This window comes from Ignatzschineria rhizosphaerae, from assembly GCF_022655595.1.
Taxonomy (GTDB): domain Bacteria; phylum Pseudomonadota; class Gammaproteobacteria; order Cardiobacteriales; family Wohlfahrtiimonadaceae; genus Ignatzschineria; species Ignatzschineria rhizosphaerae.
Map to the genome: position 1 here is coordinate 3,019,618 of NZ_CP093379.1, position 20,789 is coordinate 3,040,406.

Genomic DNA, 20,789 nt, shown 5'->3' on the forward strand with positions numbered 1-20,789 from the left:
AATCGCTATTAGAATCTTGGGATAAATGATTAAAAATAAACGGTAACTCTCATGATGGAAATGAGAGTTACGTTGGTGAAGCTTTGGTTATCTTATAAAATAAATAAGCTAGTAACCCAGATACAAATAAACATTACTACGCCCATTACAAAGGTTGATGTTGTAAATACTCTTAATGATTGATCTACTTCGATATCTGAGAATTTAGTGACAACCCAAAAGTAGGAATCATTAGCATGAGAGACAACAGCAGAGCCGGCACCAAGAGCTAATACTGTAAATACTCGTCCCATTTCTGAATCAAGGCCAAGATGCGTTAAGATTGGTGTGACAATTCCGGCAGTAGTTAAGGCAGCTACCGTGGATGAGCCTTGTGCAGTTTTTAAAAGAGCTGCAAGAATAAAAGGGACAAGAAGACTGACAGAGGCGCCGCTTAATAGCTCTCCAAGAGCGCCGCCAACGCCGGTCTCACGAATGATAGAGCCAAACATTCCACCACTCGCTGTGATAATTAATATTGGGCCTGCTTTTCCAATAGCTTCTTCAATCACCTCAGATAAGCTTTCTTTTCCCTTTTTCTTAAAGAGAGTCAGTCCAATAATAGCACCGATTAAAAGGGCAATCACGGGATTACCTAGGAAATGAATAATCTCGGCAACACTGCCAGTTTTAAGGCCTAAAGCGCTAAATAAGGTAGAGATGGAGATGAGAAGTAACGGCAATAAAATGGGAAGTAGCGATGCTTTAAAGGAGGGGAGTTTTGTAAGATCTTCAGAGACTATTGTGGTTTCTTCCTTGGCTGGTTCGAAGTTTTGACCTTTGCTCATTAAAGTTGCCCAGAAGTAGGCAGCAATTGCTCCAGGAATAGCAAACAAAATGCCAAAAACGACAAGATAGCCAATATTCGCATCTAATTCGACAGCAGCCCCTAATGCGCCGGGATGCGTTGGGATTAAACAGTGCGCCGCATAAAGAGAACAACCTAGAATTGCAGCCATTAAGGGCATTGCTGTTTTAGATTGCGCACTAAAGTTCTTTGCAATCCCACTTAAGATAATAAATCCCGTATCACAAAAAATAGTCAATCCTGGGATAAATCCCGTTAAAGCAGTTGCCTGTTTTGCTCTACGCTTGCCGGTGAAATTTAAGATATGGGAAGCGATACTTCGAACGGCACCACTTTTTTCCATGCAAATCGCAATGACGGTTCCAAAAATAATCACAAAGGCAATGCCGCCCATGGTATTACCGAAGCTGACTTTTAATAAGTCAATTACTTTGGGCATAGGGATGGTTAAAAGCGCTAGGACAAAACTAACGCTAAATAAGGAAGCAAAAACGTTAAATTTCCAGCGTGAGGTTAATAAGATAATCGCTAAAATACTTGCGATAACGAAAAATGCATTTAGTAACATTGAGCTATCATCCATACAATATTCCTTTCGATATTCTCTTAGTTAGAGAAGCGTTAATAGCATAAAGATAAGTTTTTGAGTCAATCTGGTAAAGATTGTGAGCTATTTTAGAATACTGTGAAAGTGATAATATAGCGATGTTTCTTAAGAGATTAAATTGATTTCTTATCCCTAATTTTAGTCGTATCAAAGTATTTTGAATATACCTTAATGTTATTAAAGGGAGATCTATATCGGATGATTTGTTGTTTAAGAAACAAGAGATAAGATTAGATGTGAAAACCTCTAAATAGTTTCAAATTTTAAGTTCAATTATCTTTGAGATTATTTGTACGTGAATGCCGGTGATATTAATGCATTAGTTGGCGAAGGTGCGCTTCTCTATGAGCCAATCGTGTATGAAAGCTTCTTACCAACAAGTGCCGCCGGAATCTTTCAGTCAAATCTTAGATAAGGTGGGCAAGCAGAATACGAAGTAGATCCAAATCAAACACAAATTTGAAGAAGAGCTATGTGTAAAAGTCTTAAATGAATTAAAACTCTACGGTGTGAAAGATCAGCAAGAACGTTAGCACAAGTAAAAGAAGCTTTGAAGATTGGGTAAAATAATCTAAAAGAAGCATCGCTTTTATATGATCATAAGAGCGATAAGGATATATTAATAATGGAATCCTAGTTCAGTTTATGGACTAGAATTTTTTATGAATTTGATGTTAGATTTTCTAAGAGCTCAATAGAAGTTCTTAAATCTTGTTCTGTAAATGTATTTCCTGAGTCAGGATGATGTATTGCATTTCTAATATAAGTAGTGAGAGAGTGATAATGAGTAGTATTGTGTCTTGAGGGTCTTTGATGAACAGCAGAAACATACATACTATGACTCTCTACATACTCATCACAAGCTTTTATAGTATTTATTTGATTATCAGCTTGGAGTTTTCCAAAAAGTTCTATGTGGTAGTCAATTGTAGGTAAATCAAATGTTTTGTAGTTAATCTCCGCGGCAGTAGCTACTGGTGAAATCGATGAGTTGTTTATAAAGGATGTTAAAAGCCCTTGAGATCTTTTCAATGTAATTATTGCTGTTTCATTATCTTGTAATGCTGCTTGGACAACATGATCAGAGTGTGTTGCAAAAAATAGCTGGGCTATTTGTTGTTCATCTGATGTAAATAGTTCTTTATAATAAGTTAAAATTTTCTTTTGCCATTTTGGATGCATACTTAATTCCGGCTCATCTATTAAGATCGTAGCGCCATGTAGAATTTGACTGTTTTTTAATAAGTAACTACCTCGAAATACGACTTGTTTTTCTCCTGTGCTCAAGTTGTCAATAGAAATTTGATTGCTGTGTTTTTTGAAAAGAATAACTTTTTCATTATCTCTATTTATAACTTTACTAAATTGAAGTTCTTCAAAAAAATTGTTAAATGCATTTTTAAAACGATAAAGCTTAGAAGTCGTTTGAAAATCATTTATGGAGACAGGCGTTTCTCCTTTTTCAGCACATTCCTCATGTATGGTCTTAAATTCTTCAGCATCTTGGGAGGATATATCTACGATTAATTGTTTTAAAGAAGTGAAGTTATCATCGCTATCAATAGCGTATTTATTTACATCTAACAGACTGGTAGACGTTGAAGTGATACGCTCAGTTTTGTAGTCAGCTCTTGCTTTTGAGTAGATACACCCATAGTGACGGGGGTCTTGATCAATCGTTTCCTCACGAATGAATATTGGATAACTATTGAGTATTTCTTCATTTTTCTTTATGTCAAAATAATTATTGTTATATTCTGGGTTTTCTTGATTTTCTGGGGCGACAACTCTTAGTATTTGAGAGTCCACAATGTATTCTATATATTCAAAATGGCTAAATTCTTGTGAGTTTAGAAAAGAGCTTAAATGTTCTAATATTGTAGATTTTCCTGTGCCATTTTCACCAGCCAGAATTATTGTTTTATATGCGGAGTCACCATTTGATAGATCTAAAAGTAAATCTCCTAGAATCGGGTGATTATTCCATTTTATTTTTCTTAGTAACATATTAACATTTCACTTATAAATTTTTTATTAAAAATAATATCTTATTTGTATTAATAATGGAATTAAAAAGCCCGCTTAGCTTATATATAGTACCTTGAACTATGTATATTGTGTATTAAGGCAGAGAAATCTGCCTTTTTATTTGACAACAAAAACTTTAGCATTGTAGTGTATTGTATGTTTAATGTGTATAAAGGAATGAACCTTGTCATCGGTTAAAGTCAAAGCAACTATCGTAGAAGATAATACTGGCATTAAAAGTCAGCTCCCCATCTTGATCACCGAACAAGGTGAAGTTGGTTCAGTTACCGATTACTTGCTAAAGATGGAAGCTGATGGTGCTAGTAATGCTTTAATGAATGGTTTTATACAAGCCACTTCTTTGCTCTTGGATTACATGGAAGCCAACAAAGGATTATTTGAAGATCCTAAAATGCTATTCCAAACCTTTGCTAAGCGTCTTTACACAGGCACCATCGGTGAAGATGGTTTAGATCCCTCTGGCTTGTACTGGGTGCCAAGCTCAACTGATAACGTCAATAAACATATTCATCGATTAACGGCATTTACTGATTGGCTGGCTAACAAGCATGGCGCAGAGCCAATGAACCCTTTGCGAGATGCCACACCTCATGAGCAACGCCTTAATTACGCTGCTTGGTATCGAAAAAACCAAAATGACTTCCTTGGACATATTGAAGATAAAACTGTTAACAAAACCATCCGTAAAGCTCGCACAATGAAAGGACGCACTCCATTGACGAAAGCCGAAGACGATGCTTTAGCATTCCCAGATAAGCATTGGGAATCATTCTATAAAGATGGTATTGGCGGAGCAAAAGATCCACGAGTTGCGCTGAGAGATAAGCTTATGCTGCTCTTGATGCACGGTGGCGGTTTGCGTGAAAGTGAAGCTATTATGCTGTGGGTGACTGATGTACTTGAAGATCCGTATGACCCTGAAAAAGCGATAGTTCGAATTTACAACGAAGTCGATGGTAAAGCACCCGAAGGTTGGCGTAGTCGCTCAGGCACAAAAACCAGAGAAGCCTATTTACAAGAAAAATACGCTCGTATACCACGCAAACGAATGAAAGGCACGGCATACGTTGGCTGGAAAACAAGAGTTGTAGACCATCGAGATAACTACATACAAGTTCAGTGGTTTCCAGCGGATTATGGCAAGGTTTTTATGTCACTGTGGAAGAGCTACCTAAAATATCGAGCCAGTATTGACTGCCATCACCCCTATGCGTTCATTTCATTCCATCACAGCGCCCTTGGAAACCCATACACTTTGAATGCGTTTCACCAAAGCTATGCGGCGGGATTAAGGCGCATTGGCTTAGAGCCAAACAAATCGGAAGGGTTAGGCCCGCACGGTCATCGTCATAGCTATGGCAGACGTTTAGAGCGTTCAGGACTTAACCCGTTGGTGATACGACGATGTATGCACCATAAATCACTGGAGTCTCAAGTTCCCTACACAGGTAAAGGGCAGCAGGAAATCTCCGATGAACTCAACAAGGCCACGCTACAACTGGCAAATCCTGAGTCCAAAGTCAAAGCGCTCGACTGGAAAGAGTTGGTCGAGCATGGTTTTGACGACATTGACCCGCAAGGGTATTTCACAGGTAAGCACCCCAAATTGCGAGGTAAATAATGGCTAGAACTAAAGGCAGAAAAAATGACGGACGTGCATCGGACTTAACGTTTAAATGGATGCTCACCACCCTTGGCCCTGAGTGGCAGCAATGGCAGGAATTAGCCGCTGAGTGGATGGCGATTCAACATGCGGCAATTGACCACAAGCGTAAAGCGTTGGGCCGTTTTTTTGAGTCCTACCTGGTAGAGTACGCTCCCTATGTAACTGATATTGGTCTGTTTTTCAAGGGTTACAATGGCCATATCTGCTCCACTGAAGAGCTAGAAGCTACTGTGAGAAAAACTGTTAACGACCCCGCGGAAGTATCAAAATCTATCAACTACTCCTGTGACTTCATTAATTACGTCATTGAACATCATCTATCTGAAGAAGATGATAGCGGCAACTTAATACCACTGGTTCGCAATCCGCTGAGCAAAATTAAGAGGCAAGACTCACACACTGAAACCGTACGTAACCCACTTCCGTATCGTTACATCCAAGACCTGCGCCAAATTCTGTGTCCATTGCCAGATAAAGCGGAACTGACGGTGATTGAGCAAAACCTACCACAAGGCGAGTCGTTACTGCCTAGCTATCACTACCGCCATTTCAAGCATTGGGCATGGGCACAAGAGCAGTCAGGGCAAGGCAAAGCAGGTCAAAGTGGCGACTGGTTCGAGGTCGAGCCTGACTTGATTGATAAAACCGACCCCGATTGCGTGTGGCGCACCAAAGAAGTGACTAGAAATGGTAAAAGAATCACCCTCCACCAAATCTGGTCACCTGTCAGAGCGATGGTCATTTTCATGAAATTGCATCTGCCGCTGCGCACCTATCAGGTGTCCATGTTAGACAGCGGTGAAGCGGATACGTGGCGCTATGAGCAAGGTCAGTGGAAGCTCAATGACAAGCATGACTTTGCGCTCGGTAGCGAAAAGCGTCCTTTTGGCAAAGGCATCTTTCGCCGTATCCATGACACCATGACAGGGCAATATTCCACAGGCTTGTATATCAACACCAACAAAACCGCCGACCAGAATAAAGATGAACTAGAACGCGGCTACATCATCCCTTGGCAGAATGAGGAAGTATTATATTGGCTGGAAAAACTGCGTAACTGGCAAGAGAAATACAACCCAATAGCTAACCCTACCGACTGTGCTGCATTGCTTTACAAGCACATTGGGACGAGAAAATCAGACAAGCAGTTAGAGAGCATGGGTGAAATCGCCTTTCTCTTTCGGGATGCGTCAGCGAAAGGAGATGACAAATACAAACCATCTTATGGGGGAGTGGCTCTGGCACCTCTTTGGTATCAACTCTTGCTAACACTGGAAAACGAGCTTGCTGAGCAAGGTAATACGCTTGATAATGGAGAGCGACTTAAACTGGTTGTGGATTACCCAGAAGACACTCCAGAAAATGCTAAGGTTGCCACAAATTTCCCCCTGCACAGCTTGCGTGTATCGCTGATAACTGCCTACACGATGGATACCCAATTGCCACTACCTGCCATATCCAAACTACTGGCAGGGCACTCACGTATCCTAATGACCATCTACTACAACAAAATCACCCCGTCCGTGATGGCGGAAAAAATGAGTGAAGCCGAATGGGAGCTTGAGGGTAAAGCCAAGCAGTCAGTGCGCAACTTCCTCAAAGATGCCTCACTAGCGCAAATTCAATGCAAAATGGTCTACCACAAAGAAGACAGTATTCAGGCAGCACTGGTTAACCGTAATCCCATCGGCTGGGAGGAGCGTTCAGCTGGCTTATGTTTGGTCGGAGGCAACACCGTCAAATCGGATGAAGTCAGTACGCTGGGCGGGTGCTGGAACGGTGGTGAGTTGATTAGAGATTCAAGTATTCCCGTTAATCGCATCTATGACAGCGTACCGCATGGCCCTGAAAACTGCATTCGTTGCCGTTGGTTTATTACTGAGGCGCGATACCTGCCAGCGCTTAATGCTCAGTTTAATCAACTCAGTTACAAGGCGCACCAAGCGGCTAACCTATCGGTTGAAATCGAAGGTGAGCTAGAAGTACTCAAAGACGAGCAGTTCTTCTGTGAAGAGCAAGGTGCGCCTTTTACCAAACATAATGACATGCAGGTTCTACAGCGCCGCTATGAAAGGCAACAAGTAGAGGCCGATGAATACACCAAAGACTGGATAGCGTGCTTCGAGCTAATCAGCAAAATCATTCGTGTCGAAGAAGCCAGAAATGAGGACGACACCAAAGATAAACTGATTGCGGTTGGCTCTGAGCAAGATGTCAGCCATGCCTTGAAGTTTATCGAAACCGACTCAGAGTTGCTGCACTTATCGCTGCTTTGTGATGACGCGGAGTTTTACCCTGATTTACAGGACGAACTGCGTAAAACCCCTGTTATTCAAAAGCGCTCGATGCAACTCAGTCGAGTACTGATGAAAAAAGGCTTTGAGCCAATTTTCATGGAAATGGACGACAAACAACAACTCATTGCCGCCAATGCCATGCTGCGCCAAATGGCAAAAATCGCCGACCCTGACGACAAACTTGAAGGCTACCGCAAAGTGGCGAGCTACATCGAAGCGGGTGAATACCTGTCTAATCACAAGCTATTTAACGCTGGCATGAATGCACTGTCGGATAAGTCCTTGCGCTTAGAAAATCTCACCCAACCTGCGCTCTTGGAGGGTTAATGGACATTAATATTGATATCATCTTGGCTGACTTGAAAGACGACAAAGTGCCAAGAACCCAAAAAAACCTAGATAAGCTTAACGACATCCTGAAAGCCTATGTAGAATCGGGGCAGCGTGATTTCTCCATTACACAAATGGGGCGAGTATCAGCAGCAGAGGGTGGCCCAGGTTACGAAGCGTTACGAGCAACCAAAAACAAGCACTACCGCACCTTGATTGAAGCATGGGCAGCAAAGTGCAAAACAACCACCAAAAAGCCGTTATCGCCAACCTCACGCTCTAAGTCTGTTCCACAGGATAATAAACTGCTTGAGCGTATTCCAGACACTGCGGTACGGGCTTTGTTTGGTCAGATTATTGCCGAGCGCAACCGTTATCGCAAAGAGGTTAATCTGCTAAAACAGCACGCGAATATTACCATTGATAAGCGTCCTGTACGTCAGTTTGATGCAAGCGCAGAGCCGAGTGTTGAAGTCTTGCCTTCACTATCTGGCATCTTGACCGAATCCGAGAAGAAAGCCTTAGCCTACGCTATCTCTGACGAATGTATGGAAAAACATAACTGGCAAACCACACAAGCTGGCCAAGTAAAAGACATGGAATACAACATAGAAATATTCCCTAGAGGCTTTGCGACAGGTCTACGCAAGTTGTTAGGTGAGGTAGATGATTAATGGCGAACGGTCCGCAAAGAGCGCAGCAGAACCTCGAAGCATTTGAAGTATGGCAAGCCACTCAAACTGATGATGACTTTAAGCAGATCGCCTTTAAAGGCAAGCTCAACCGCATCGAAGTAGCAAAAGGGGTCGGTTGCGGCAAGTCTGCCCTTAACCAAAATCCAGCGCTTAGAAAAGCGCTCAAGGCATTAGAAGACAAACTGCGTGATAAAGGTATACTCCCGCCACTGACCGAATCTGCAAAGAGCAATGCTGACAAACCAAAGCAATACGACAACACGGCTAATCGCAAGCTGCTCGACTCAAAACGAGTATCGACCTTAGAGGCTGAAAACATTGAGCTAAAAGCCAAAGTTAAAGAGCTGGAAGGTAAACTAGAGCGGTTTGGCGAACTGAATGAAACCTTGTCAGAAATGGGGTTCATGCCACGATGAATGTTGCACTCCATCAAGACCAAATGCGTGTCACGAGTATTCCTTACAGCTCTACCAAAATGGTGATATTCAGTGGCGTGCCACTGAAAAAAAACTCATACAAAACTAACAGTGGCAAGTATTACGTCACCATCAAAGCTGATCCAGATGCCATCCCCGTTCAACCAGCCCTCGGCCAACACTGGTCGGTTAAAGGCCATCGTTTAATAGAAGAAATGGAAACGGGTGATTACGTGATGCAGCAGCATACCTATGAATCACCAGAACACATCGAATGCAGCCTGCCAGAAACGGGTGAACAGCTTATTCGCTTTATTGCCAGAGAAAGTGATTTCAAAGGTATCGGTGAAAGTAAAGCTAGAGCACTCTGGGAACTGTTAGGAAAGGATTTTCACCCAACGGTTGGAAAAGACACTCGTGAATCAAGAGAGCGCCTTAGAAGTGTCCTGAGTGAAGATTCTATCAATGCGTTATTTGAAGGTTACGCCAAATATAAAAATCTGGCCTACTGCAACTGGATGACCGAACACAAGATACCAGCAAGTATTCAGCAGCGCTTATTGAAGCATCATGGAGAAGAGTCCATTGAGGCTATTAAACAAAATCCGTATGTCCTTATTGGGTTTGGGATGTCGTTTACGGATGTCGATAAACTGGTTAATTTTGACCAGTTTAAGATCACAGCTTGTGATCACCGCAGACTAAGTGCCGCACTTGAAACCGCGATTCGCAAAGAGATTGAGAAAGGCCACACCTATACAACTCAAGCGTGCTTACGCCCATACCTAACCAAATTGCTCAAAGATAAGGAACTGGTGACGGAAGCGTTTAAAGCAGGTCACAACAAAGCGCAATACATCCTAAACCCCGACACTGGCTCTTATCATCCAACTGCCCAGTTGTTGATGGAAAATGTCGTTGCCAAACGACTTAAAGCACTAGCTAATCAAAACAACCTTTATGACGAAGTTGCAAATTCTGCATATTGCTCTTCGGTTGGTGAATTACCATACGAGCTAACCAAGAAGCAGATTGAAGCAGTGACAACGTGTTTGGATAACGCCGTGAGCTGTATTACGGGCGGAGCTGGCACAGGTAAAACAACGGTACTTAGAACCGCACTTCGAGCCTACCATCAAATGGGATTTGAAATACATGCGGTCGCGCTGAGTGGCAGAGCCGCTATGCGCTTGCATGAGTCAATTGGCTTTATCACCTCAACTATCGCTAAGTTATTACGTAGAGAGCCTATTGAGCCAAGTTCAGACCAGCCAAAGCATTTACTGGTAATAGATGAAGCCAGTATGATTGACTTACCGATCATGTATCGCCTTGTTAATCACACTCATCCCTCTGTACGATTGATATTTACTGGCGACCCTGACCAACTTCCACCCATCGGCTGCGGCAAGGTGTTGGCAGACATCGTTGAAGCGAAAACGGTGGCTAATACCATGCTAGATATCGTCAAGAGACAGGAAGGTTCAACGGGTATCCCCGAATACTCAAAACTCATCAATCAAGGTGTGATGCCTGACCAATTAAGCACAGGTGCAATACACTTTCACGAAACCAGTAAAACAGACATTGCCAAAGTCTGTTGCGAACTTTACCAAGAATCTCCTGAAAGCAGTCGTGTCATGGCTCCAACCAAGGCGCTCGTAACAGAAATCAATAAACTCATCCAGCAAGCGGTCAACCCAAACAGTGACAGCCTTGAGTTTGAAATTAATGGTGACAAGTTCTTTTTGCCACTTCGCATGAATGATGAGGTGTTATTTACGCAGAATCATTACGACAAAGGCATTCAGAACGGCTCACTTGGTATGCTAACCAACGCCAAACCTTCTGGTGATAGTTACGGTGAAGTGACGCTAGATACAGGTGAAAAGGTCGAGATAACACAATCCGTTCTCGACTGCATGGAGTTGGGTTACGCAATCACCCTACATAAAGCTCAAGGGTCACAGTTTCCACGCATCATCATCGCTCTGCAAAATGGAAGAATAGTAGATAGAGCATGGCTCTATACGGCAATCACGAGAGCTGAAAGTGAAATCCATATCGTTGGTAGTAGCGATGATATGAAGCAGATCACCGAGGCACCTAGTCACTCTCACAAGCGGAATAGCTATCTGAAAGAGCTGCTGGGTTAGCAGTTTCAAACTCGTTTTTGCCCCATTATTAGTTTCACCAAAGCCCTACCAGTGAAGTAGTAAGTTTCCCTACTTTGCATAAATACTTATTTGTCGAAATCTGATACAACACTACAGTTTTGCTACGATATTTGATATTGTGGCAAAAACGATTATTGAGTGAGTCAGAATGATTTCAGGGTTAAATGGTGGAAACTGCATTCTTAGCTCTATGGCGAAAGAAAGAGTTAAGAGTGGCATTCTAGATCATGCGCAAGTCGTGGGTTGCAAAGGTGAATACAAGGTCGTATTTAACGGTATGGAGTGGAAAGGTGAGCCGCTTGTGCTGAGTAGCTCAAGGCAGCCTTATGAGGCTCGTATCTTCAAGAGCTTAGACGGTGCTATCGCTGAGTTATTGCGTATTGGGCTTACAGAAGCATCTATTAAAATTACAGCTAAATCAGACAACGATTAATCACAAATCATTGAATTTGGAACAAAGATGAACATTAAAGAAGAGACAGTATATTCCAACGTTGAGACAGCCAATAGCAAACAGCTTGCTATTCTCAAGAAACACTTCCCAAATTGCTTTGATCGTGATGGTAATTTCATTCAAGAGCGAATGCTTGAAGTTATTAACGCGAATGAAGTCGAATTATCAAAAGAGAGCTATTCTTTAAACTGGTTAGGTAAATCATACTCGCGCTTATTGGCGAACCTACCACCTAAAACTCTGATTCATGCAGATGTAGAGCACAACGCTCAAGAGCAACATAAAGATAGTAAAAACTTGCTTATCAAAGGCGATAACCTTGAGGTGTTAAAGCATTTGGTTAATGCCTATAGCGAGAAGGTTAAGATGATCTACATTGACCCACCTTACAACACCGGTTCAGATGGTTTTGTTTACAATGATGACCGTAAATTTACCAAAGAACAACTATCTGAATTAGCAGGTATTGACATTACCGAAGCACAAAGGATTCTTGAATATAATGATAAAGGCTCTAGTAGCCACAGTGCTTGGCTTTCCTTTATGTTTCCACGCTTGTATGTAGCTAAAGGACTTCTTCAAGACGATGGTGTGATATGCATTTCTATAGATGAGAATGAGCATTCACAACTAAAGTTGTTATGTGATGAGATTTTTGGTGAACAAAATTTTATAACTGATTTTGTGTGGAAAAACAAAAAGGGTGGAGGAAATGATTCCGTTCATGTAGCTGTAGAGCACGAATATATTGTTATGTATTCAAAAGAGAAAGATAAGTTAGAGCGCCTCTTTGAAAGTTATAAACCAGAGTACTTGAAGCGATATAGTGAAGAGGATACAGAATCCAAGTTTTACTGGGATACGTTTAAAAGAAAGTCAGGAAAGCAGTACTATCCTATAACGTGTCCTGATGGAACAGTCCTTGAGTATGATGAAAATGGAAATAAAATAAGCTGGTTACGTTCTGAGGCTCGCTTTCAATCTGATTTGGAAAAAGGTGATATACGAATTTTTCAAAAAAATGATGGTAATTGGTCAGTTCAGTTTAAGCAGCGTTTACCAAAAGGTAAGAAACCACGCTCGATACTTATTAACGAATCATTGCTAGATAAATCTGGAACAACTAGTGATGGTAGCGATGATTTACTGGATCTTTTTGGATTTCATCCATTTAGTAACCCTAAGCCGATCAAGCTTGTTTCTGAGCTTATTAATATCATTGTCTCAGAGCAAGATCTTGTACTTGATTTCTTTGCAGGTTCAGGCTCAACAGCTCACGCTGTTTTTGAACTAAACAAAACTGATTCTGCTAATAGACAGTTTATTTTAGTGCAGATTGCTGAAAACCTTAAGCCTGAAGATGCTGCTTATGAAAAAGGTTATAGAACGGTTTTTGATATAACTAAAGAGAGAATCTTAAAGGCTGGAAGTAAAATTTCAGAGTCCCAGCCAAGCTTTAATGGGGATTTGGGCTTTAAAATATTTGAAACAGTCGAAGATTTTCGTATTGAAGAAGATGACAAGGAGCTAGCTTTATCCAATATTACAATGTTTGACGATGTTCTACTGACGGAGGAGCAGTATCAAACCTTGCTTACCACTTGGGCTTTGTATGATGGTAGCGAGTTAACGACTCCTATTGTCGATATTGATCTCGATGGATATACGGCACACCTATGTGATAGACGCTTGTATATGATTGCTCCAGATTTTAGCAGCAATGCGCTTAAAGCTTTACTTCACAAACTTGATGATACAGATGACAAAGATTTTGATCCAAACAAAATCGTTTATTATGCCAACAACTTTGACAGCGTTAAGCAGTTGGAGTTGAACGAAGCACTGAAGAGCTATGCAAATAAGAAATCTATCGAGATTGATGTGGTGGTACGTAACTAATGAGTAAAGGATTCACTTTTGAAAAGAATCTGCCACACCAAAAAGCAGGTGTTGATGCAGTTCTAAATATGTTTATCGGTGCAGAGCCACAATTCGATGACGATCAAAGTGTTCGGCTTTTAGCGAATCCAGAACTCGTTATTACTAAGCCGCAACAGCGTTCAAACATAAAGGCTATTCACGAATTTAATGGTATCGAGCACAGCAAAGAGCATTACAACGAGAATAGTAATGTGATTGATGTCTCGATGGAAACGGGTACAGGTAAGACCTACACCTATACCAAAACGATGTTCGAGCTAAACAAAGCTTTTGGTATCAATAAATTTATCATCATCGTACCAACGCTTTCGATTAAAGCAGGTACGGTGAACTTTCTTAAAAGTGATGCGCTTAAAGAACACTTTAGAGAGACAGAGCGTGAACTTAAAACGTATATTGTTGAAAGTAAAAAATCGTCTAAGAAAAACACCAAATCGTTTATGCCTCAAGCGATTCACGATTTTGTAGAAGCCAATAATTACAACAAAAAATACATTCACGTAATGGTGATTAACTCAGGGATGGTTAACTCCCCATCTTTGACGGAAGTATATGATCGTGGCTTACTAGACAACAGGTACAACACACCAATTGAAGCAATTAGTGCCGTAAAGCCATTCGTTATAATTGATGAGCCTCATAAGTTTCCTAAAGCAAAGACAACGTGGAATAACATTGAAAAATTCAATGCTCAAAGCATTATCCGCTACGGTGCTACATTCAATGAAGAGTATGAAAATCTTGTCTATCGCCTAACTGCTGTTGACGCATTCAATGATGATCTCGTTAAAGGTATCAATACTTTCATTGAAGAAATGGTTGGCGATGATGTTGCTAGCTTGACGCTGAAAAAATCTACGACCACGGAAGCAACTTTCGAGCTTAATGAAAATGGTTCAAAAACCATAATCAAAGTGGGTAAAGGTGAATCTTTAGCGAAAACGCATCCTGAAATTCACGACCTATACATTGAGTCGATGAACACAAAAATGGTCGTTCTCAGTAACGGTGTTGAGCTTAAAGTAAATGAATCAATCAACCCATATTCATACTCTGATACGCTTGAAGACAACATGATGCGTAGGGCGATTAAAGAGCATTTCAAAGTTGAGAGAGAAATGCTCACACAACGTCCAAGAATCAAGCCTCTGACTCTGTTTTTCATAGATGACATCGAGGGCTATCGTGACGGAAATAACATCTCTGGAAGCTTGAAAACTAAGTTTGAAGAGTGGACTTTAGCTGAAGCTAAGGCACTACTAAAAACTGAAACAGATGAGTTCTACAAGCGGTATTTGGAAAGAACTATTGCTGATATAAGTAGTGTTCACGGTGGTTATTTCTCGAAGGATAACAGTGATAAGGACGAAAAAATCGAGCAAGAGATTAATGAAATTTTGCACGATAAAGAGCTGCTTTTGTCTTTAGATAACCCTAGACGATTCATTTTTTCGAAGTGGACGCTTAGAGAGGGCTGGGACAACCCAAACATCTTTACCCTTTGTAAGTTACGTTCAAGTGGTAGTACAACATCAAAGCTTCAAGAAGTGGGACGAGGCTTACGTTTGCCAGTTAATGAATATATGGCTCGTGTAAATGGTGAGTTTAGGCTGAACTACTTCGTAGATTTTACTGAGAAAGATTTTGTTGCCTCTCTAGTTCAAGAAGTGAATGAGACATCTTTCAAAGAGACTGTCCCATCTAAGTTGACTCAAGATCTTGAGGATAAAATATTATCTAAATACCCTGACCTTGAGGCTTTGGATTTGATGATGGACTTACTTGGAAAAGGGATCATCGACAAAAGTAAAAACTTACTCGGGGCAACGGCTTATACGCAGTTAAAAGAGTCGTATCCTAACGCTTTCCCTAGCGGTGTTAAAAGCGGAAAAATCAAAGTTGCCACAGAGGGAAAAACTCGTTCTAAAATGCGAGTTGGTAAGTTTGATGAGCTAAAGCAACTGTGGGAAATGATCAATCAAAAGGCAGTATTAGAGTATAAAATCGCTAGCGAGAATGATTTCCTAAAACTCTTCACTACCTATTTGCTCTCAGAGTCTGAGAAGTTCAAAAAGACTGGCGTTCAAACACGTATTGAAAAAGTGTATGTGAGCAATGATACGGCAATGTCAAAAACAGTATTTGGTGATGATGATGACTTCACTAAATTCTGTACTATGACGTACAAAGAGTTTGTTACTCGCCTATCACAAACCGCGTTTATTAAACCATCAACACTACACAAAGCATTTGTTGCAGTGCAAAGTACGATTAATATCACTGACTATTTGAATATTCAGACCATTAGAAAGATCAAATCAGGATTTAGTAAGTTCTTGTTACACAACTCATTTAGTAAGTTTGGGCTTGGATATAACATTATTTCCAGCAGCGTACACCCAACTAAATTTACAGATGAAACAGGCCAAGCTTTGAAAGATGTTGCGGCAAGTGATCTCGGTGTTCACGCGGATCATTCCGTACCGCCGCTGGACAGCTATCTATTTGAAGATGTGTTTTATGATTCTGAGCTGGAAAAGCTCAACATTACTGATGGTGAAATTGAGTCTGTATCGGTTTTTACTAAGATCCCTAAAAACTCAATAAAAATCCCTGTAGCGGGTGGCTATAGCTACTCTCCTGACTTTGCTTATGTAGTTAAGACCAGTAAAGGGGATTACCTGAACTTCATCATTGAAACTAAAAATGTTGAAGGAAAAGATACACTTAGAAAAGAGGAAGAGCGTAAAATCAAGCACGCTAAAGAACTGTTCAACCAGATCAGTAAAGAAGTGAAGGTTGAGTTTAAAACTCAGTTTGCTGACGATGTAATTTATGATCTAATCAAGCAATCTGTTAGTGCTTAGAGTTTGCTGTTTAAAGGGGAGGTGGAGCCTCCCTATTCATAATGGTTAAATTTATATTCAAATTTATCACTCACCCTCTTCAATATTGGAGTGATTGTTCTAAATTGTTTTTGTCCAGAAACGTGTTTCAGCGGATGGTCAAGAAAAATCATAAATGCCTAGCGAGTAGTGAGCTGTGCGAGCGTCAGGAGTGGCTTTAATATTTTACTTTACCATCATTCCCTTAAATACCCTTTTGGCAGGGTGATGGTCTTCACGCAGTGATACCATCGCCTTGCTAAGCCTTCAGGGATAAAAAAAGCGTACACACCATTATACATAGTATGTACGCTTTATATACCCCAAAGAAGCATTTCCAGTAAAGGGCTGCCACTCACTCACACGCGAATAGACACTGTTTTTACTATATACTCCAAAAGGGGCTTTTTAACATCAGTAGAAATCTACTTCAATAATCCTATTCCCACTCAATTGTTGCTGGTGGTTTGTTAGAGATATCGTACGTTACACGTGAAACACCGTTTACTTCTTTGATGATTCGTGTTGATATGTGTTCGATAAATTCCCATGGAAGGTGCGCCGCTCTTGCGGTCATGAAGTCTACTGTTTCAATGGCTCGTAGGGCAATGACGTAATCGTAAACACGTTTATCATCTTGAACACCGACAGATTTTACAGGAACAAATACGGCAAAGGCTTGAGAGGTTTTATCGTAGAGGTCTGCCTTGATAAGCTCTTCGATGAAAATATCATCAGCATAACGAAGGATATCGGCGTACTCTTTTTTAATTTCGCCTAAGATACGAACGCCAAGACCAGGCCCTGGGAATGGGTGACGATAAACCATCGCACGTGGTAAACCTAACGCAACGCCAAGTTCACGAACTTCATGTTTAAAGAGTGAGCTGATAGGTTCAAGGAGCTTAAGATCCATATCTTCAGGTAAGCCACCCACGTTGTGATGTGATTTAACTGCAACGCCATCTTTTGTATTAAGTGATTCTAAGATATCAGGGTAGATGGTGCCTTGAGCTAACCATTTTGCGCTTGGAAGTTTACGGGATTCTTCTTCAAAGATACGAACGAAAAGCTCGCCAATGATTTTGCGTTTTTTCTCAGGATCGCTTTCGCCTTTGAGTGCTTCTAGGAAGCGAGCTTCAGAATCAACACGAATGATGTTGATTCCCATGTTCTCCGCAAAAGTTTGCATCACTTTATCGCCTTCATTTAAGCGAAGTAAGCCTGTATCGACAAATACGCACGTCAATTGATTACCAATCGCTTTATGAATAAGAGCAGCTACAACTGATGAATCCACACCACCAGATAGGCCAAGGATTACCTCATCATTTTGGACGGTATTTTGAATTGCTTTTGTATGATGTTCGATAAATGCCGTAACGTTCCAAACAGGCTCAATATTTTGTGCTGAGGCAAAGTTAATGATGGCATCAGACTCGCTTGTTTCATCAAGATTAAAAATAGGAATATTTTCCCCAACTTTTGTTAAAATTGCTTCAATTTCTGTAGGAGTATTAGATAAGATTCCTTTTGGCGGGAATTGATCTAAAGCAGATGCTAAGTCGTTGATTGTGGTAATCTCAGAGTAGTATTCTGCATCGCGAAGTAGGCGGGCAATTTTTTGCGCATCCTGCTGATTTGCGTGTACAATTAAAATTTTATTGTCTAAATGTTGTGCCATAGGTAATATCCTTGATGAATAGGTGATATTTATCGAGGGCTAAATTATAGCAAAATTGTCTATTAAAGCCTGAATTTATGTATGGAATCAGATTTGTTTTACAAATTAGAAGAGTCGATAAGGATGGGATTTATGATTAACTGGAAGCGTTCGTTATTAATTGCGATTGCGTTAATGACCTCATTTTCCTTTGCTGATGTGCGAAGAGAGAGCCTTTTAGGGGCTAAAAATGCGGCGATATCTAATGCAAAAGAGCAGTTAGGAGTTCGTTATCTTTTTGGCGGAACAGATCCTAAAAGAGGGTTTGATTGTAGTGGTTTAATTCAGTATGTCTATAAAAATGCCGGCATAGAAACACCACGAAATACGGCAGGAATGTATGAACACTTTAAAAAGACAACGACGCCAGAACCCGGTGATATCGTTTTTTTCATTATTAATGGTAGTAGTGTTTCCCATGCAGGAATCTATCTCGGCGGTAATAAGATGATTCACGCACCCCGTACAGGAAAGACGGTTGAGATTACTCGAATTGATACTCCTTACTGGCAAAAAAGATTTTATGGCTTTGGGAAGATATAAAATGATGACAACATTGTTGTCGATTGGTACAATGCTGAATTAAATTTAGTAATAAGAATGTCTATCAATTAGACGTTGCACATTCATATTAGCCCTGTAGCAAACTCTTTAGAGGTTGATCGTTAAATTATGAAAAAAACATTGTTATTCATCGGTGCACCATTTGTGCTTGCGGCATGTTCTATGGCGCCAAATTATGAACGTCCTGGATTGCCAGTGATTGACTCGTTCCCTGCATCTTCTTCGGCAAAGGCAGGTTCGTTAGCTGAGCAGAGTTTTGCTTATGAGATTACTTGGGAGCAATATTTTAAAGATCCTCGTTTGAAAAGGCTCATTACCTTAGCATTGGAGAATAACAAAGACCTTCAGCTTGCAACCTTAAATATGGAAGCGGCTAGAATAGCTTATGGTATCTCGGTATCTGAGCGTCTACCAGGAGTGAATGTGGGCGGTGGTTACTCAAGAAATAAAACAGGTAGCGCAAATACTGGTATTAATCAGCTAACAGGTCAGCCAAATGGTCGTGTAATCTCTGAATCATCATCCATTAACTTTGGGGTGAGTAGCTACGAAATTGACTTCTTTGGTAAAGCAGCATCAATGAGTGATGCGGCGTTTGCAAAATATTTAGCGTCTGAAGAAGGACAAAAAGCGGCACATATCAGTTTAATTTCTGGTGTTGCGCGTGGTTACCTCACAGAAGTATTAGCAGAAGAGCAACTTCGTGTTGCAAAAGAGACATTAAACTCTAACCGCGCATCTTATAATCTTGTTCAACAACAAGTAACGGCTGGTATTGCAAATGACTTAGACCTTGCTCAAGCAAGAGGACAAGTCTTCTCAGCCCAAGCGCAAGTTGCGAACTTTGAAGGTCAATTAGGTAAAGCACGTAATGCGCTTTATACATTAGTTGGGGTTGTGGCTTCAGATTTACCAAAAGGTTTACCGCTTAGAACTAGCCATTTTACCGAAGATTTGCCAGTAGGATTACCATCACAAGTATTATTGGTTCGTCCTGATGTGATGGAAGCGGAATATAATCTTCTTGCCGCAAACGCAGATATTGGTGCAGCAAGAGCCGCATTCTTCCCAAGTATTAGCTTAACGGCAACAGTAGGTAGAGCATCAAGCGATCTTTCAGATCTTTTTGATGGTGGTCGTGGTGGTTGGTCATTTAGTCCAACGCTCTCATTACCAATCTTTAACTGGGGAGAATTGCAGAAGAATTTAGAGCTATCACATGTTCGTAAGAATATGTCGATCGTGACATATGAGAAAGCGATTCAAACAGCATTCCAAGAAGTTTCTGATGGTTTAGTAGCAAAACAGCCTTTAGCAAACCAATTACGAGCGCAACAAAACTTAGTTGCTACAACTTCTGAGCAGCTTCGTTTAGCAAATCTACTTTATACCAATGGGATTGCGAGCTACTTAGATGTATTAGATGCACAGCGTACGCTCTTTAGTTCACGCCAAAGTCTCTTATCAACGTATTTTGAGAAACATATTAACGACATCATGCTCTATGCGGCATTAGGTGGTGGTGTAGATGCTTATACCGGTGATCCAAAACGGACCAACTATATGGAGATTGCAGCATCACAGACAGGTGTTGCAAAAGCATCACAAACTGGCGTTGTAAAGGGGAAGGGCGCAACTGAAGTGATCTTCTCTACGTTAGATGATGGCAAAATTAAAGTATCTACGACTATTGCGGAGTAATCCTTAAAAAGATTAACGAGAATAAATAGTTAAAATGGCGAGGGATAGTGATGTTCCTTGTCATTTTTGTTTTTATTTGCTAATATTTAAACCTCATTTTGTCGGGGCATGGCGCAGCCTGGTAGCGCACTTGCATGGGGTGCAAGGGGTCGCAGGTTCAAATCCTGCTGTCCCGACCAATAAATTAATTCACTATTTGAAGAGTTCTATGTCAAAAGAAGATCATATCGAAATGGAAGGAACGGTCACCGAGACACTTCCTTACACACAATTTAGAGTTGAGTTAGATAACGGTCATGTTATCACTGCACATATTTCCGGTAAAATGCGTAAGAACTATATCCGTATTTTAATGGGAGATAGAGTTAAAGTAGAATTAACGCCTTACGACTTAACAAAAGGTCGTATCGTTTATCGTGGTAAATAATTACGATTGT

Annotated in this window: 15 protein-coding genes and 1 tRNA gene; 13 read left to right on the forward strand and 3 right to left on the reverse strand. The window is 40.8% G+C overall.

Translation table 11 applies throughout. From position 1 onward, the window contains the following. Window positions 1-92: 92 nt before the first annotated feature. Entirely contained in the window at window positions 93-1,430 is a 1,338-nt protein-coding gene (locus tag MMG00_RS13865) for a GntP family permease (RefSeq protein WP_242149464.1), read from the reverse strand. A gap of 319 nt (window positions 1,431-1,749) precedes the next feature. Between MMG00_RS13865 and MMG00_RS14325 the strand changes: the two genes are divergently transcribed. After that, entirely contained in the window at window positions 1,750-1,869 is a 120-nt protein-coding gene (locus MMG00_RS14325) for a 2-oxoadipate dioxygenase/decarboxylase family protein (protein WP_349775529.1), read from the forward strand. A 245-nt stretch (window positions 1,870-2,114) separates the two neighbouring features. Here the strand turns inward: MMG00_RS14325 and MMG00_RS13870 are convergent, their stop codons facing one another. Further along, window positions 2,115-3,461, reverse strand: coding sequence for an AAA family ATPase (locus tag MMG00_RS13870; protein ID WP_242149467.1), 1,347 nt, complete (start codon window positions 3,459-3,461; stop codon window positions 2,115-2,117). A 205-nt stretch (window positions 3,462-3,666) separates the two neighbouring features. On the opposite strand from MMG00_RS13870, the gene gmtY reads away from it, so the two are divergent. The 8 genes from gmtY (at window position 3,667) to MMG00_RS13910 (ending at window position 16,346) form a co-directional block, all read left to right on the forward strand. Continuing rightward, window positions 3,667-5,124 carry a gamma-mobile-trio recombinase GmtY gene (gene gmtY / locus MMG00_RS13875; protein WP_242149471.1) on the forward strand — a complete coding sequence of 486 codons (1,458 nt, stop codon included), beginning with the start codon at window positions 3,667-3,669 and terminating at the stop codon, window positions 5,122-5,124. Continuing rightward, window positions 5,124-7,793 (forward strand): gamma-mobile-trio integrase GmtZ, encoded by a 2,670-nt coding sequence (gene gmtZ, locus MMG00_RS13880; RefSeq protein ID WP_242149474.1) that lies wholly within the window; start codon window positions 5,124-5,126, stop codon window positions 7,791-7,793. The genes gmtY and gmtZ overlap by 1 nt, the downstream gene beginning before the upstream one ends. Then, on the forward strand, window positions 7,793-8,470 hold the full coding sequence (gene gmtX, locus MMG00_RS13885; RefSeq protein WP_034823168.1) for a gamma-mobile-trio protein GmtX: 678 nt from the start codon (window positions 7,793-7,795) through the stop codon (window positions 8,468-8,470). The genes gmtZ and gmtX overlap by 1 nt, the downstream gene beginning before the upstream one ends. Then, window positions 8,470-8,907 (forward strand): VPA1267 family protein, encoded by a 438-nt coding sequence (locus tag MMG00_RS13890; RefSeq protein ID WP_232601847.1) that lies wholly within the window; start codon window positions 8,470-8,472, stop codon window positions 8,905-8,907. Before gmtX ends, MMG00_RS13890 begins: the two co-directional genes overlap by 1 nt. Continuing rightward, window positions 8,904-11,063, forward strand: a complete 2,160-nt coding sequence (locus MMG00_RS13895; protein ID WP_242149478.1) for an AAA family ATPase — start codon at window positions 8,904-8,906, stop codon at window positions 11,061-11,063. Before MMG00_RS13890 ends, MMG00_RS13895 begins: the two co-directional genes overlap by 4 nt. 169 nt (window positions 11,064-11,232) lie before the next feature. Then, on the forward strand, window positions 11,233-11,517 hold the full coding sequence (locus MMG00_RS13900; RefSeq protein WP_242149481.1) for a hypothetical protein: 285 nt from the start codon (window positions 11,233-11,235) through the stop codon (window positions 11,515-11,517). 27 nt (window positions 11,518-11,544) lie between these two features. Then, window positions 11,545-13,437, forward strand: coding sequence for a site-specific DNA-methyltransferase (locus MMG00_RS13905; RefSeq protein ID WP_242149485.1), 1,893 nt, complete (start codon window positions 11,545-11,547; stop codon window positions 13,435-13,437). Next, complete coding sequence (locus MMG00_RS13910; protein WP_242149488.1) at window positions 13,437-16,346, forward strand: type III restriction-modification system endonuclease; 2,910 nt, start codon at window positions 13,437-13,439, stop codon at window positions 16,344-16,346. The genes MMG00_RS13905 and MMG00_RS13910 overlap by 1 nt, the downstream gene beginning before the upstream one ends. A gap of 457 nt (window positions 16,347-16,803) precedes the next feature. Here the strand turns inward: MMG00_RS13910 and guaA are convergent, their stop codons facing one another. Beyond that, on the reverse strand, window positions 16,804-18,048 hold the full coding sequence (gene guaA / locus MMG00_RS13915; RefSeq protein ID WP_242149492.1) for a glutamine-hydrolyzing GMP synthase: 1,245 nt from the start codon (window positions 18,046-18,048) through the stop codon (window positions 16,804-16,806). 132 nt (window positions 18,049-18,180) lie between these two features. Between guaA and MMG00_RS13920 the strand changes: the two genes are divergently transcribed. The 4 genes from MMG00_RS13920 to infA all read left to right on the forward strand — a co-directional run bounded on the left by MMG00_RS13920 (window position 18,181) and on the right by infA (window position 20,779). Beyond that, window positions 18,181-18,630, forward strand: coding sequence for a C40 family peptidase (locus tag MMG00_RS13920; RefSeq protein ID WP_242149497.1), 450 nt, complete (start codon window positions 18,181-18,183; stop codon window positions 18,628-18,630). A 129-nt stretch (window positions 18,631-18,759) separates the two neighbouring features. Next, the gene (locus MMG00_RS13925; protein ID WP_242149500.1) at window positions 18,760-20,352 is read left to right on the forward strand and encodes an efflux transporter outer membrane subunit; all 1,593 of its coding nucleotides are present in this window, start codon (window positions 18,760-18,762) and stop codon (window positions 20,350-20,352) included. Window positions 20,353-20,454: 102 nt separating this feature from the next. Then, window positions 20,455-20,531, forward strand: a tRNA-Pro gene (locus MMG00_RS13930). Window positions 20,532-20,560: 29 nt separating this feature from the next. Further along, a complete protein-coding gene (gene infA / locus MMG00_RS13935; protein ID WP_026879321.1) occupies window positions 20,561-20,779 on the forward strand; it encodes a translation initiation factor IF-1 in 219 nt (72 codons plus the stop codon). Window positions 20,780-20,789: the final 10 nt, after the last annotated feature.

Coding starts and splice junctions, on each gene's coding strand:
- MMG00_RS13865 (WP_242149464.1), bottom strand. CDS start 1,430: ATGGATGATAGCTCAATGTTACTAAATGCATTTTTCGTTATCGCAAGT.
- MMG00_RS13870 (WP_242149467.1), bottom strand. CDS start 3,461: ATGTTACTAAGAAAAATAAAATGGAATAATCACCCGATTCTAGGAGAT.
- gmtZ (WP_242149474.1), top strand. CDS start 5,124: ATGGCTAGAACTAAAGGCAGAAAAAATGACGGACGTGCATCGGACTTA.
- gmtX (WP_034823168.1), top strand. CDS start 7,793: ATGGACATTAATATTGATATCATCTTGGCTGACTTGAAAGACGACAAA.
- MMG00_RS13890 (WP_232601847.1), top strand. CDS start 8,470: ATGGCGAACGGTCCGCAAAGAGCGCAGCAGAACCTCGAAGCATTTGAA.
- MMG00_RS13895 (WP_242149478.1), top strand. CDS start 8,904: ATGAATGTTGCACTCCATCAAGACCAAATGCGTGTCACGAGTATTCCT.
- MMG00_RS13900 (WP_242149481.1), top strand. CDS start 11,233: ATGATTTCAGGGTTAAATGGTGGAAACTGCATTCTTAGCTCTATGGCG.
- MMG00_RS13905 (WP_242149485.1), top strand. CDS start 11,545: ATGAACATTAAAGAAGAGACAGTATATTCCAACGTTGAGACAGCCAAT.
- MMG00_RS13910 (WP_242149488.1), top strand. CDS start 13,437: ATGAGTAAAGGATTCACTTTTGAAAAGAATCTGCCACACCAAAAAGCA.
- guaA (WP_242149492.1), bottom strand. CDS start 18,048: ATGGCACAACATTTAGACAATAAAATTTTAATTGTACACGCAAATCAG.
- MMG00_RS13920 (WP_242149497.1), top strand. CDS start 18,181: ATGATTAACTGGAAGCGTTCGTTATTAATTGCGATTGCGTTAATGACC.
- MMG00_RS13925 (WP_242149500.1), top strand. CDS start 18,760: ATGAAAAAAACATTGTTATTCATCGGTGCACCATTTGTGCTTGCGGCA.
- infA (WP_026879321.1), top strand. CDS start 20,561: ATGTCAAAAGAAGATCATATCGAAATGGAAGGAACGGTCACCGAGACA.